At 44.6% G+C, this 13,890-nt stretch carries 12 protein-coding genes; 5 read left to right on the forward strand and 7 right to left on the reverse strand.

Annotation, left to right across the window (positions count from 1 at the left end; genetic code table 11):
• Position 1: 1 nt before the first annotated feature.
• The 7 genes from AAEU28_RS01305 to AAEU28_RS01335 form a co-directional block, all read right to left on the reverse strand.
• The gene (locus tag AAEU28_RS01305; protein ID WP_421962631.1) at positions 2 to 763 is read right to left on the reverse strand and encodes an SDR family oxidoreductase; all 762 of its coding nucleotides are present in this window, start codon (positions 761 to 763) and stop codon (positions 2 to 4) included.
• Between the two features lie 8 nt (positions 764 to 771).
• Positions 772 to 1,659 (reverse strand): 3-hydroxyisobutyrate dehydrogenase, encoded by an 888-nt coding sequence (gene mmsB / locus AAEU28_RS01310; protein ID WP_421962632.1) that lies wholly within the window; start codon positions 1,657 to 1,659, stop codon positions 772 to 774.
• An 11-nt stretch (positions 1,660 to 1,670) separates the two neighbouring features.
• Positions 1,671 to 2,804 (reverse strand): enoyl-CoA hydratase/isomerase family protein, encoded by a 1,134-nt coding sequence (locus tag AAEU28_RS01315; RefSeq protein WP_421962633.1) that lies wholly within the window; start codon positions 2,802 to 2,804, stop codon positions 1,671 to 1,673.
• Positions 2,804 to 3,580, reverse strand: coding sequence for an enoyl-CoA hydratase (locus AAEU28_RS01320; protein ID WP_421962634.1), 777 nt, complete (start codon positions 3,578 to 3,580; stop codon positions 2,804 to 2,806). Before AAEU28_RS01320 ends, AAEU28_RS01315 begins: the two co-directional genes overlap by 1 nt.
• A 13-nt stretch (positions 3,581 to 3,593) precedes the next feature.
• A complete protein-coding gene (locus AAEU28_RS01325) occupies positions 3,594 to 4,751 on the reverse strand; it encodes an acyl-CoA dehydrogenase family protein (RefSeq protein ID WP_421962635.1) in 1,158 nt (385 codons plus the stop codon).
• A gap of 75 nt (positions 4,752 to 4,826) precedes the next feature.
• Positions 4,827 to 6,317, reverse strand: a complete 1,491-nt coding sequence (locus AAEU28_RS01330; RefSeq protein WP_349286583.1) for a CoA-acylating methylmalonate-semialdehyde dehydrogenase — start codon at positions 6,315 to 6,317, stop codon at positions 4,827 to 4,829.
• 76 nt (positions 6,318 to 6,393) lie between these two features.
• A complete protein-coding gene (locus tag AAEU28_RS01335; protein WP_421962636.1) occupies positions 6,394 to 7,572 on the reverse strand; it encodes a thiolase family protein in 1,179 nt (392 codons plus the stop codon).
• A gap of 316 nt (positions 7,573 to 7,888) precedes the next feature.
• Between AAEU28_RS01335 and AAEU28_RS01340 the strand changes: the two genes are divergently transcribed.
• Genes AAEU28_RS01340 through AAEU28_RS01360 form a run of 5 tightly spaced genes read left to right on the forward strand, consistent with a single transcriptional unit; the run spans position 7,889 to position 13,890 of the window.
• On the forward strand, positions 7,889 to 8,293 hold the full coding sequence (locus tag AAEU28_RS01340) for a MerR family transcriptional regulator (RefSeq protein WP_058029868.1): 405 nt from the start codon (positions 7,889 to 7,891) through the stop codon (positions 8,291 to 8,293).
• Positions 8,294 to 8,329: 36 nt separating this feature from the next.
• A complete protein-coding gene (locus tag AAEU28_RS01345) occupies positions 8,330 to 9,505 on the forward strand; it encodes an isovaleryl-CoA dehydrogenase (protein WP_058029869.1) in 1,176 nt (391 codons plus the stop codon).
• 9 nt (positions 9,506 to 9,514) lie between these two features.
• The gene (locus AAEU28_RS01350; RefSeq protein WP_349286581.1) at positions 9,515 to 11,122 is read left to right on the forward strand and encodes a carboxyl transferase domain-containing protein; all 1,608 of its coding nucleotides are present in this window, start codon (positions 9,515 to 9,517) and stop codon (positions 11,120 to 11,122) included.
• A gap of 10 nt (positions 11,123 to 11,132) precedes the next feature.
• A complete protein-coding gene (locus AAEU28_RS01355) occupies positions 11,133 to 11,915 on the forward strand; it encodes an enoyl-CoA hydratase-related protein (protein WP_421962637.1) in 783 nt (260 codons plus the stop codon).
• 10 nt (positions 11,916 to 11,925) lie between these two features.
• The gene (locus AAEU28_RS01360) at positions 11,926 to 13,890 is read left to right on the forward strand and encodes an acetyl/propionyl/methylcrotonyl-CoA carboxylase subunit alpha (protein ID WP_421962638.1); all 1,965 of its coding nucleotides are present in this window, start codon (positions 11,926 to 11,928) and stop codon (positions 13,888 to 13,890) included.

Raw genomic sequence — 13,890 nt, forward strand, 5'->3', positions numbered from 1 at the left:
GTTAAAGTCGAATACCGCCATCCACTTCAACGACGCGACCTGTGAAAAAGTCATTTTCAATGATGTATTTTGCGGTATGGGCAATTTCTTCTGCTTCGCCTAAGCGACCGACTGGTTTCATCTTAACCAAACGTTCTTTGGCTTCAGGTTTCATCGCATCCGTCATTTTAGTACGAATAACACCCGGTGCAATTGCACCAACACGAATACCAAAACGACCTAGCTCTTTCGCCCATGTCGTTGTCATGGCAACCACGCCTGCTTTAGCAGCAGCGTAATTGGTTTGGCCCATATTACCCGCGCGTGCAACGCTTGACATATTGATGATGACACCGCCTTCACCGCTTTCGACCATTTTTGCAGCCGCTTCTCGGCCACATAAGAAAACACCAGTGAGATTAACGTCAATAACTGATTGGAATTGAGATAATTCCATTTTCGCAGTCACTACGCCATCTTTTGCTTTTAACAGCAGACCATCGCGAAGAATGCCGGCGTTATTAATAAGTACGTGTACGGCACCAAAGTCACTGACAATATTGTTGAAAACCGTTTCAACGTCAGCCTCAACACTGACGTTAGCCACATAGGTTTCAACTTTCACATCAAGCTTAACCAATTCCGCTTTTGCCTCTGCTAATACTTCATCTTGCATATCGATTAAAGCAAGGTTAGCGCCTAGTTCAGCCATTTGCGTCGCCATCGCAAAACCTAAGCCTTGCGCGCCACCGGTAATGACAACCGTTTTATTTTTAATGTCCATAATGCAGTCTATTTTTCACTATAAAGTTTAAAGATTGCGCTAAAGTCTTCGGCACCTTTGCCTTGATTTTGCATCAGGTTGTAAAGGTTTTTCGCCAATGCGCCCATAGGTGTTGCCGAGTTAGTTTGTTGCGCAGCTTGCTGAGCTAAACCTAAATCTTTGGCCATTAAGTCCACCATAAAGCCCGGCTTATAGCCATTTGAACTCGGAACATTCTCAAGTACATCTGGACAAGGATTATAAAGTTCTAACGTCCAGTTACGACCTGAGCTGTTAAGCATAATCTCACTCAGTACTTTTGGATCTAGACCATGGTCTATACCCATCTGTAGCGCTTCACTGGTCCCTGCCATCAGTATACTTAACAGCATATTGTTACAGATCTTCGCAACTTGCCCTGCACCAATGTCACCTGCATGATAAATATTTTTACCCATGTTAGGCAGTATTGTATTCGCTAATTCAAAACACGCCGTTGACCCACCCACAATAAAAGTTAGCGTGCCTGCTGCTGCACCTGCAACACCACCAGAGACTGGTGCATCTACGAATTTAATACCCGCTTCGCCAAGTGCTTTGCCAACAAATTGTGCTGATTCTGCATCAATTGTTGAGCAATCAATAACTAAAGTGCTTTTGTTTAAATGGTTAACTAGGCCATTTTCGCCAGTGTAAATCGCTTTGACATGCTTGCCCGCAGGTAACATGCTGACAACAAAATCAGCGTTCTCGCAGACTTCTTCTACCGCGTTTACGGCAGTTGCACCGGCTTCTACAAGAGTTGCGATTGCGTCTGGGCTTAAATCAAAAACGCGTACTTCGTGACCCGCTTTAACTAAGTTGATGGCCATTGGACCACCCATATTACCTAAACCAATAAATCCAATTTTTGCCATTGTTATATTCCTTACCAACCTTGAAGTGGGTGATCTGACCAACGCGCTTTAAAAAAAGTGTTAATCGCTTCATCTGTCACACTTTGTGTATTTTCAAACTGCCAGTTCGGTGCGCCATCTTTATCGATTAATAATGCACGAACACCTTCTTGGAATTCACCGAATTCACCTGCAGCTACCGACATACCTAGCTCTAACCTAAAGCAATCTGCTAAGCTCAAACCTTTTGCGCGTTTCAATTGCTCGCTAACAAGCTTTGCACTTAATGGTGAGCCATGTTGCAGTGATTTTTGTGCGCGAGATAGCCATTTGTTATCCGTTGCATCAAGAGACAAAATGGCATCGATTTGCGACTCTAAGGTGTCTTTAGTTTCAAGCTCTGCTAAAACAGATTGTAGCGGTTCAATTTCACTTGCTGGCTCGTTACTCGATTGGTTTTGTAGTGAATGCAACACATCAGAGAGTAAGCCATGATTATACTCAGCGCTGTGTTTCCAATCTGTACCCAGTAAGCTTGCTAACACCTCACCGTAAAGTTCGGCATTGACAAAATGATCTGCCAGACCAACAAATTGAGCGTCTTTGGCATTGATTGACGCGCCTGTTAGACCTAAGAATAAACCCACACCCGCTGGCATCTTATTCAAGAAATAGCTGCCACCGACATCTGGGTATAAACCAATAGTAATCTCAGGCATGGCAATACGGGCTGTTTCTGTCACAACTCTGTGACTAGCACCTGCCATTAGACCTAAACCACCACCCATGATGATGCCGTTACCCCAAAGTAAGATAGGCTTTTCATAAGTGTGGATTTGATAATCAAGTGTATATTCTTCGCTGAAGAAGGTTTCGATGTGGCTATTACCATCATTTTCAGCCATTGCTTTGTATAAGCTGACTACATCGCCACCAGCGCAAAACGCTTTTTCACCATGACCTTTTAAAACCACCAAAGCGATGGCATCGTCATTCGCCCATTCGGTTAGCTGAGGGGCTAACAAACGGATCATATCCAAGTTGAGTGCATTCAGTGCTTTTGGCACATTTAAGGTGGCAAACGCCACCTTTTTGCCATTATCACAGTCAGCCAACTCAAATACGACTGGCGCATCTGCTTGGTTTAATAACTGTAATTTTGCCATTAGCCGTTCACCCAGTTTGGTTTGCGTTTTTCTAAGAACGCATTCACGCCTTCTTTTTGGTCTTGCGTATCAAACAAGGTGACAAATAGTTCACGCTCTAGCGGAAGTGCACTGTTGATTGTGCCTGTGCGACCTTTTTGAATAAGCGCTTTACAAGCCGTCACCGCAACTGGGCTTTGATCTGCCACTTTTTCAGCTAGAGCAAGTGCCGCATTCAAGGCTTCACCAGCTTCGACGACTTCTTCAACTAGGCCAATTTGTTGTGCTTTGTCAGCTTTTAGACGTTCGCCACATAAAATCATGCGCTTAGCCCAACCTTCACCAACAAGCCACGATAGGTTTTGCGTACCACCAGCACAAGGTAATAAACCCACTTTAGCTTCTGGTAACGCCATTTGCGCTTGGCTTTCAGCAATACGAATATCGCAAGCCAATGCAACTTCAAGGCCACCACCCATAGCAAAACCATTGATAGCCGCAATCGAAACACCTCTGAAATCGCTCAACGTTTCGAACGCTTCACCGAATACACGAGACATGTCAGCAGCAACACCTTTGTCACCGTCTGCGAATACGTTCAAGTCGGCACCCGCTGAGAAGAATTTCTCGCCTTCACCTGTGATCACTAAAGCGTAAATTTCTTTATCTTGATTTAACTCGATTACAAGGTTCTTTAAACCTACCAAGGTATCGCGCGTCCATGTATTCGCAGGCGGGTTGCTCATTGTTACTACCGCGATGTTACCCTGCTTTTCTAATTTAAGTTGTGCAGTCATTTTGGTTTCCTTATTACAATACGCTTGGCGCGCCTTCAGCTAAAATACGACGACCGATGATCACGCGCATGATCTCATTGGTGCCTTCAAGAATTTGGTGAACACGTACATCACGAACATGACGCTCGAGCGGATATTCTTTGATGTAACCGTAACCACCATGAATTTGTAATGCGTCATCACACACTTTGAAACCAACATCTGTTGCAAAGCGTTTAGCCATTGCACAGTAAGTGGTTTTTTCGCTGTCATTGGTATCTAGTTTAAATGCCGCAAGGCGAACCATTTGACGCGCAGCTACAAGCTCAGTGTTCATGTCTGCGATCTTGAACTGTAGTGCTTGGAATGCCGCAAGGGGTTTACCGAACTGTTCACGCTCAGTCATATATTGCTTTGCTGTGTTAAGCGCTTGCTGCGCAGTACCGATTGAACATGTTGCGATGTTAATACGACCACCGTCCAGACCTTGCATCGCAAACTTAAAGCCTTCGCCCTCTGCACCCATTAGGTTTGCAGCAGGAATGCGCACATTTTCAAGAGTTACAAGACGTGTAGGTTGTGCATTCCAACCCATTTTTTCTTCAGCTTTACCGTATGAAATACCTTCAGCATCCGCTGGTACAACAAACGCAGAAATGCCTTTAGGGCCCGCTTCACCAGTACGTGCCATTACCACAAGTACGTCAGTTTCACCGGCACCCGAGATAAACATTTTCGAGCCGTTTAATACGTAGCCGTCGCCATCTTTATCAGCTTTAGTTTTAAGTGACGCGGCATCAGAGCCTGAGCCTGGCTCAGTTAAACAGTAAGACGCTAACAATTCACCCATCACTAATTGCTCGATGTATTGCTCTTTAACTGCATCTGTACCAAAGCTTGCGATCATCCAAGTTGCCATGTTGTGGATAGTTAACATGGCGGTTGTTGCTGTGCAGCCCATAGCAAGCTGTTCAAAAATAATGCTTGAATCTAAACGTGATAAACCAAGGCCACCTGCCTCTTCTGGCGTGTATAAACCACAAAAGCCTAGTTCACCGGCTTTTTTAATCACGTCTTTAGGGAAAATATGTTCGCGGTCCCACAGCGCAGCGTTCGGCGCTAGTTCACTCATCGCGAATTGATATGCTGTTTCGGCAAATGCCTGTTGATCTTCATTTAGATTAAAGTCCATAAAAGACCTCTTGTTGTCAAAGGTGAGCCGTTCATGTCGGCTCACATTGTTATTATAAAAATTAAAAAGAAAGGATTAACGTAGGTTGATGCTCATATTCGGGCCAGTCACGACCTCATCATCAAACCAACGTGAAGTCACTGTTTTCGTTTCTGTGTAGAAACGCACACCTTGCTTACCGTAGGTATGCTGGTCACCGTAGAAAGAGTTTTTCCAACCTGTGAACGAGAAGAAAGGCAGTGGCACAGGAATTGGAATATTAATACCCACTTGACCTACTTCGATTTGCTGTTGGAATTTACGCGCGGCTGCACCACTTGCTGTAAATAAAGACGTACCGTTACCGTATGGGTTGCGGTTAATTAGCGCGATTGCTTCGTCAAGCGTATCTACAAATACACAGCTTAAAACTGGACCAAAGATTTCTTCTTTGTAGATTTCCATCTCTTCAGTCACATCAGTAAATAGCGTCGGGCCTACCCAGTTACCTGCTTCATAACCTTCAACGGTATAATCTGAACCATCAACTAAACAGGTTGCGCCTTGATCTTTACCGCTTTGAATGAGTGAAAGAATACGCTGTTTTGCTTGTGGTGTTGTTTGCGGGCCATAAGCCGCTTCAGGGTCGTTCCAAAGACCTGGACGTACGCCTTCGAAACCTTTTTTAATGTCTTCTACCCACTCTTTAGATGAGCCAACAAATACCGCCACAGAAATGCCCATACAACGCTGGCCACCAGCACCCACTGACGCACCAACTAGGTTATTCACTGTTTGCGCTTTTGACGCATCAGGCATGATCACCATGTGGTTTTTCGCACCAACGCAGGCTTGAACGCGTTTTTTGTGCTGTGTGCCTTTGCTGTAAATGTAATGACCGACATTACAAGAGCCAACAAAAGACACCGCTTTGATTTCTGGTGCTTCTAGAATTTGGTCAACTTGGTCTTTTGTACCATGTACAACTTGTAGTACGCCTTTTGGTGCACCCGCTTCTTCGAATAGTTCAACTAAACGCATTGGCGTAAGTGGATCTTGCTCAGAAGGCTTAAGTACAAAAGTGTTACCGCATACAATCGCCATTGGGAACATCCAAAGTGGGATCATAGCCGGGAAGTTAAATGGGGTAATACCAGCACACACACCTAGAGGCTGCGTGTAAGAATACGTATCAATGTTGCGGGCAACGTTTTCAACAGTTTCACCCATCATCATTGCAGGGGCATTTGCAGCTTGTTCAACCACTTCAATACCACGCCATACATCGCCTTTTGCGTCTTCGAACGTCTTACCTAATTCATGACAGATAATGGTCGCGATTTCTTCTTGGTGCTCTTTTAAAAGCGCCGCGTACTTCATCATGATACGGGCACGCTCTGGTACTGGCACGTTGCGCCAAGTCTTAAATGCTTCTTGTGCAGAATCAATCGCTGCTTTTACTTCTTGCTCTGTCGCACAAGGTACTTTTGCAAGCACTTCTTGGTTTGCTGGATTAACAACATCAATCCATTGCTCTGATGATGATTGAGTGAATTCGCCGTTGATGTATAAAGGTACTTGGTGCATCTGCACTCCTCCCCTGGTAAATAGAAAAAAGGCACCGCTGTTATATTATTTATACGGTGCCTACAACTTGGTGTGATTAAACTTCGACTGCCAGTGCAACCGCTTCACCACCACCGATACACAGTGATGCAACACCTTTTGAAAGGCCGCGATTACGTAGGGCATGAATTAGAGTAACTAGGATACGCGCACCACTTGCACCGATTGGGTGACCAAGTGCACATGCACCACCATTAACGTTAACTTTGCTTTGCTCAAGACCTAACTCTTTAATTGCTAGCATAGTCACCATGGCAAATGCTTCATTGATTTCCCATAAATCTACGTCAGCTTTGTCCCAACCCGCTTTTTCAAGTAGCGTGTTCATTGCACCAACTGGTGCAACCGTGAATTCTGCTGGCGCTTGTGAGTGAGTCGCGTGAGCAACCACTTTACAAAGTGGTGTTAAGCCTTGCTTCTTCGCTTCTGATTCGCTCATTAGAATCAATGCAGCTGCACCATCTGAGATCGAAGAAGAGTTAGCTGCGGTAATCGTGCCGTCTTTTTTGAATGCTGGACGAAGACCTGGAATTTTATCAGGACGCGCATTACCCGGTTGTTCGTCAATGGCTACTTCAACGTCGCCTTTACGCGTTTTTAAAACATGAGGGACTACTTCGTTATTGAAGCTGCCGTTTTCAATCGCTTCATTTGCTTTGCTTAAAGAGCTAAGCGCAAACTCATCCATTTCTTCACGCGTAATGCCATAATCATCCGCAGTTGCTTGTGCAAAACAGCCCATCGCTTTGTTGTCGTATGCATCTTCAAGACCATCGGCCATCATGTGGTCTTTGATCTCACCATGACCCATACGCATACCGCCACGCGCTTTAGGAATGAAATACGGTGAATTAGTCATACTTTCCATGCCACCTGCGATTGCAGATGAAATGCTGCCCGCTTTAATTAAGTCGTGAGCAAGCATGGCTGCTTTTAGACCTGAGCCACAAACCTTGTTAATCGTTGTTGCGCCAGTTGAACGCGCTAAACCTGCATGAAGCATAGCTTGACGTGCTGGTGCTTGACCAAGACCTGCAGGTAATACACAACCCATGATCACTTCATCAATTGATGCGTCAGTAAGCCCTGTTTCGCTCATAACGCTTTTGATTGCAGTTGCGCCAAGCTCTGTTGCGCTTGCGCCTGAAAGTGCACCCATAAAGCCACCCATAGGTGTACGTTTTGCTGCTACGATTACAACTGCTTCGTTACTCATGTTAAACTCCTGTTCACAAGCTTCTTGCTTGTTTGTTTCAAAATGATGATTTGAGCATACCTAATATTTACGTTTACGCCAACGTAAATCTAAAATCAAGTTAATTGCGTTGACTTAAACTGTAAACTTAAGTTGCACGTTTTCCTTGCCAATACTGCTAGAAACTGCGAAAAGGCGGTTTTTTTAGTTAGAACTGCATTTAATATTCACACTTTTTGTTAACACTCAATAATACATTCCCCAAAACGCAACTTTACCTTTACGTAAACTTCACTTATATTGGTCTAATCTGTTTTGAAGTAAGTGTTAAACAATTATGCAAGATAACCTTAACGAACCAACCTTCTCTATTAGCGAATTGGCTAAGGAATTTGACATTACCACCCGTTCTATTCGTTTTTATGAAGATCAGGGATTAATTTCGCCAGAGCGAAATGGTCAAACCCGCATTTATTCAAAACGAGACAAAGTACGTCTAAAACTTATCTTACGCGGCAAGCGTTTAGGCTTCACTCTGGCTGAAACAGGCAGATTGTTTGAACTATACGATGCCGATAAATCAAGTGCGAAACAGCTCACCACTATGTTGGCGCTAATAGAAGAAAAGAAAGCTGATTTAAGTCAACAAATGGATGACATTAAAGTGGTTTTGATGGAACTCGTTACCGCAGAGCGTCGTTGTCGCGACACCCTTAAAGAGCTTGATGAGCACGAAGACTAATTAAATTTATAATAACTCTCACACAGGATAACCAAGATGAGCACTGTATCTTTATATAAAGAATTAAACTTTGGATTAGGTGAAACAGCTGACATGATCCGTGATCATGTGAATAGCTTTGCAAGTGCTGAAATTGCACCACTTGCTGAGAAAACTGATTTAGACAATGCATTCCCAAATCAACTTTGGCCACAATTCGGGGAGATGGGCTTATTAGGTATTACCGTACCTGAAGAGTTTGGTGGTGCAAATATGGGCTACCTAGAGCACGTTATTGCGATTGAAGAAATCAGCCGTGCAAGTGCCTCTATCGGTTTAAGCTATGGCGCTCACTCTAACCTGTGTGTAAACCAAATTAACCGCAACGGTAACGACGCGCAAAAACAAAAATATTTGCCTAAGCTAATTAGCGGCGAACACATTGGCGCACTTGCTATGAGTGAACCAAATGCGGGTTCCGATGTTGTTTCTATGAAGCTAAAAGCTGAAAAGAAAGGCGATAAGTACATTCTGAACGGCAATAAAATGTGGATCACTAACGGCCCAGACGCAGATGTCTTAGTCGTTTATGCAAAGACTGACTTAGAAGCCGGCTCTAAAGGGATCACAGCCTTCATTATTGAGAAGAACTTCCCTGGTTTTTCTACCGCACAAAAGCTAGATAAATTAGGTATGCGCGGCTCAAACACCTGTGAACTGGTTTTTGAAGATTGTGAAGTACCAGAAGAAAACATTCTAGGCACCCTAAACGAAGGCGTTAAGGTGCTAATGAGTGGTCTTGATTATGAGCGTGTTGTGCTTGCAGGTGGCCCACTGGGTATTATGCAAGCGTGTATGGACATTGTTGTGCCTTATATTCACGAGCGTAAACAGTTCAACAAATCAATTGGTGAGTTCCAATTAATTCAAGGCAAAGTTGCTGACATGTATACGCAAATGAATGCAGCGCGTTCATACGTATACACGGTAGCAAAAGCTTGTGACCGTGGTGAAACAACGCGTAAAGATGCTGCAGGTGCCATTTTATATGCTGCGGAGCTAGCAACAAAGCTTGCACTAGATGCCATTCAAATATTAGGTGGTAATGGTTACATCAACGAATACGCCACAGGCCGTTTATTACGTGATGCCAAACTTTATGAGATTGGTGCGGGTACGTCTGAAATTCGTCGTATGCTAATTGGTCGTGAACTATTCACTGAAAGCCGTTAAGGACACACCATGACTGTTTTAAACTCATCTATTAATGTGCATGACAGTCAGTTTAAAGCAAACAGTGAAGCTATGGCTTCACTGGTTGCAGATTTAAACGACAAAGTTGCTCAACTTGCACAAGGCGGTGGTGAAGCACTTATCGCTCGTCATGAAAGTCGCGGAAAAATGTTTGTTCGTGACCGTATCAATACCCTTCTTGATGAAGGTTCTCCTTTTTTAGAAATCTCTCAATTTGCTGCGTTTGGCGTATACGAGCAAGACATACCTTGTGCTGGTGTGGTTGCGGGTATCGGCCGAGTTCAAGGCGTTGAATGTATGATTGTCGGTAACGATGCAACCGTAAAAGGCGGCACTTACTTCCCACTGACTGTTAAAAAACATTTACGTGCTCAAGAAATCGCAGAGCGTTGTCATCTACCTTGTATTTATTTAGTTGATTCGGGCGGCGCAAACTTACCTGAACAAGACGAAGTATTCCCTGACAAACTGCATTTCGGCCGTATTTTTTACAACCAAGCACGTATGTCAGCTAAAGGCATTCCGCAAATTGCTGTGGTAATGGGTCTATGTACCGCAGGTGGTGCGTATGTACCTGCAATGGCCGATGAAAGTATCATCGTAAAAGAGCAAGGCACGATCTTCTTAGCTGGCCCACCATTGGTTAAAGCTGCAACGGGTGAAGAAGTCTCTGCAGAAGACTTAGGCGGTGCAGATGTGCACTGTAAAACGTCAGGTGTTGCCGATCACTACGCAGAAAACGACGAACATGCGCTATCGATTGCCCGTCAATGTGTTGCCCGTTTAAACCATCAGCGCCCTACTGCGCCAATACTTAAAGACATAAAACCACCACGTTACGATATTCGTGAAGTGTATGGCATTGTCGGTACAGATCTGAAAAAGCCATTTGATGTACGTGAAGTAATTGCACGTATTGTGGACGATTCGCAATTTGATGAATTCAAACGCTACTTTGGTGAAACCCTTGTTACTGGCTTTGCTGAAATCTACGGTCACCCAGTAGGGATTGTTGCCAACAACGGTATCTTATTCTCAGAGTCGGCACAAAAAGGCGCACACTTTATTCAGTTGTGTGCTCAGCGCGACATTCCTTTGCTGTTTTTACAAAACATCACTGGTTTTATGGTTGGTCAAAAATACGAAGCTGAAGGTATCGCCAAACACGGTGCCAAAATGGTAACTGCTGTATCTTGTGCTGATGTGCCTAAGTTTACAGTATTAATTGGTGGCTCATACGGCGCAGGTAACTATGGTATGTGTGGTCGCGCTTACGAGCCTACCATGATGTGGATGTGGCCAAACGCGCGTATTTCGGTGATGGGCGGCGAACAAGCTGCAGGTGTACTTACGCAAGTGCGTCAAGATGGTCTTGCACGCAAAGGTTTAAGCATGACTGACGAAGAAGTTGCTGAATTCAAAAAGCCAATTGTTGCGCAATACGAAGAGCAAGGTCACCCGTACTACGCAAGCGCCCGTTTATGGGACGACGGTATCATTGACCCAGCAGATACTCGTACTGTTTTAGGTCTTGCACTTGAAGCTGCAGCTAACGCGCCTAAGCAAGAATCTAAGTTTGGCATTTTCAGAATGTAAGGAGCGCACTATGTCGGTCACTTTAAACATAACAAAAACAAAAGTGGCGATTTTAGAACTAAGTCGCCCTGAAAAACATAACGCCTTTGACTCACACGTGATCAACGAGTTGATCCAATGTATTGAGCATGCAAATGGTCTTGATATCCGCGCTTTGGTTTTAAAAACCGAAGGCAAGCACTTTTCTGCAGGTGCTGACCTTGGTTGGATGAAATCAATGGCCGGGAATAATTACGATGAAAACGTCGCAGATTCAGAGCAACTTGCAAAGTTAATGCATGTACTGGCTACCAGCCCTCACCCAACATTGTGTTTGGTACAAGGTGCCGCATTTGGTGGTGCACTGGGTTTAATCGCCTGTTGTGACATCGCAGTTGCTACTGGCAACGCTAAATTCTGTTTAAGTGAAGTTAAATTAGGTCTTATTCCTGCGGTTATTAGCCCATATGTCATTAAAGCAATTGGTGAGCGCCAAGCGCGTCGCTACTTTTTAACAGCCGAAGTGTTTATGGCTGAAAAAGCACTAGATATGGGCTTAGTTCATGAGATTAATGATGATCTAGCTGCTGCACAAGACCAGTTTGTTGAACTATTACTTAACAACGGCCCTGCTGCTGTTAAATCAGCAAAGTCATTAATTAATGAAGTGGCTAATCAAGACATAGACGCTGAGTTAATTCTTCATACGGCAAAACGCATTGCAGAAATCAGAGTAAGCGAAGAAGGCCAAGAAGGCCTATCTGCATTTTTCGACAAACGAGCGCCAAATTGGCAAACCGCCGCTAAGCAATAAGGTCATGACTATGTTAAAGAAAATTCTAATTGCGAACCGTGGTGAGATTGCCTGCCGCGTTATGAAAACAGCTAAGCGCTTAGGTTTGCGTACTGTTGCCGTTTATTCAGATGCCGATGCCAATGCCCTGCATGTGAAGGAAGCTGATGAAGCCTACCATATTGGCCCTGCACCAAGTAAAGATTCTTACCTAGTTGCTGATAGAGTACTAGAAGTCGCCAAGCTGGCTAGTGCTGATTGTATTCACCCGGGCTATGGCTTTTTATCTGAAAACGATGTTTTTGCGCAAAAGTGTGAAGACTCAGGTATTGCTTTTTTAGGGCCACTTGCAAGCTCCATTGAAGCTATGGGTTCAAAAACTCGTGCTAAAGAGATCATGGCTGAAGCGAATGTACCGCTTGTGCCTGGTTACTATGGTCAAAACCAAGATGTCGACTTTTTAACAGCAGAAGCCGAAAAAATTGGCTATCCGGTACTTATCAAAGCTGCATTTGGCGGTGGTGGTAAAGGCATGCGTGTTGTACGTGAAGCGTCAGAGTTTGTGAGCGCGTTAGAAGGCGCAAAACGTGAAGCACTTGCAGGATTCGGTAACGACCTAGTTCTACTTGAGCGCTACGTGGATACACCGCGTCACGTTGAAGTACAAGTATTTGCAGATATGCATGGTAACTGTGTTTATTTAGGCGACCGAGATTGCTCTTTACAACGCCGTCACCAAAAAGTCATTGAAGAAGCCCCTGCCCCGGGTTTATCTGACGAGCTTCGCCGCGAGATGGGTGAAGCCGCGGTACGTTGTGCTCAGGCGATTAACTATCGCGGTGCAGGTACGGTTGAGTTTCTTCTGTGCGGTGACGAATTCTTCTTTATGGAAATGAACACCCGCCTGCAAGTAGAGCATCCAGTTACTGAAATGGTCACTGGCCTTGACCTTGTTGAATGGCAAATTCGTGTCGCAAGTGGTGAGGTACTCCCTCTTAAACAAGCTCAAGTTAGTTTATCGGGCCATAGTTTTGAAGCGCGTATTTACGCCGAAGACCCGACTGAAAACTTTATGCCATACTCAGGCACACTGACGCACTTATCTTTCCCTGCTGAAAGCCAAGGCGTGCGTGTTGATACGGGTGTGCAAGCAGGTGCAGAGATCAGCCCATTCTACGACCCTATGATCGCCAAGTTAATTGTGCATGGCGCAGATCGTAAAACTGCTCTACTTAAGCTGCACCACGCATTAGAAGAAGTGCATTTATCGGGTGTTAAATCCAACATTGCGTTTTTACATCATCTGTCAGGACACGATACATTTGCTGCAGGCGCGCCAGATACCCACTTTATAGATACACAAACCGAAGTATTAACTGTTGAGCACGCACCTGAAGAAATGATCTCAGTGATTGCAGTTGCTGCCTACTTAGCAAATAAACAAAACCAAGCGAACTTTGCTGCAGCTAAATCACCTTGGCAAAGTGCCCTTGGCTTTAAGCTAAACCAAGCTGCTTCTGTGGTTGTGCCGTTTGATGGTTTAAACATTAAAGCGCTTGTTGAAGACAATGGCTTTAAATTAACTCTAGATGGTAACGAACACACAGTTTCAGCAACTCTTAACGGTGAGTCACTTACTGTCAACCTTGATGGTCGCATTTACAAAGCAAGTGCATTGGTCAATGACGAGCAAGTGACGGTGATGTTCAGCGCCTTTGTGCGCACCTTTGATTTACGCTCTAAACACTATATTAGCCAGCATGAACATGAAGAAGCGCCATTAGCTGCGCCGCTAAACGGTACGGTTGTTAAACATCTTGTTGAAGTGGGGGCAGAAGTCGCTAAAGGTGATGCAGTCGTGGTTATTGAAGCCATGAAAATGGAATATACGCTTAACGCCCCATTTGCAGGCACACTAACCAGCTATTGCTTTGCTGAAGGTGAATTAGTAAGCCACGGTGCCCTACTCGCCATCGTTGAAGCGACGGAGGCATAA

The sequence above is a fragment of the Pseudoalteromonas sp. SS15 genome, assembly GCF_049257195.1.
In the GTDB taxonomy this organism is placed as follows: domain Bacteria; phylum Pseudomonadota; class Gammaproteobacteria; order Enterobacterales; family Alteromonadaceae; genus Pseudoalteromonas.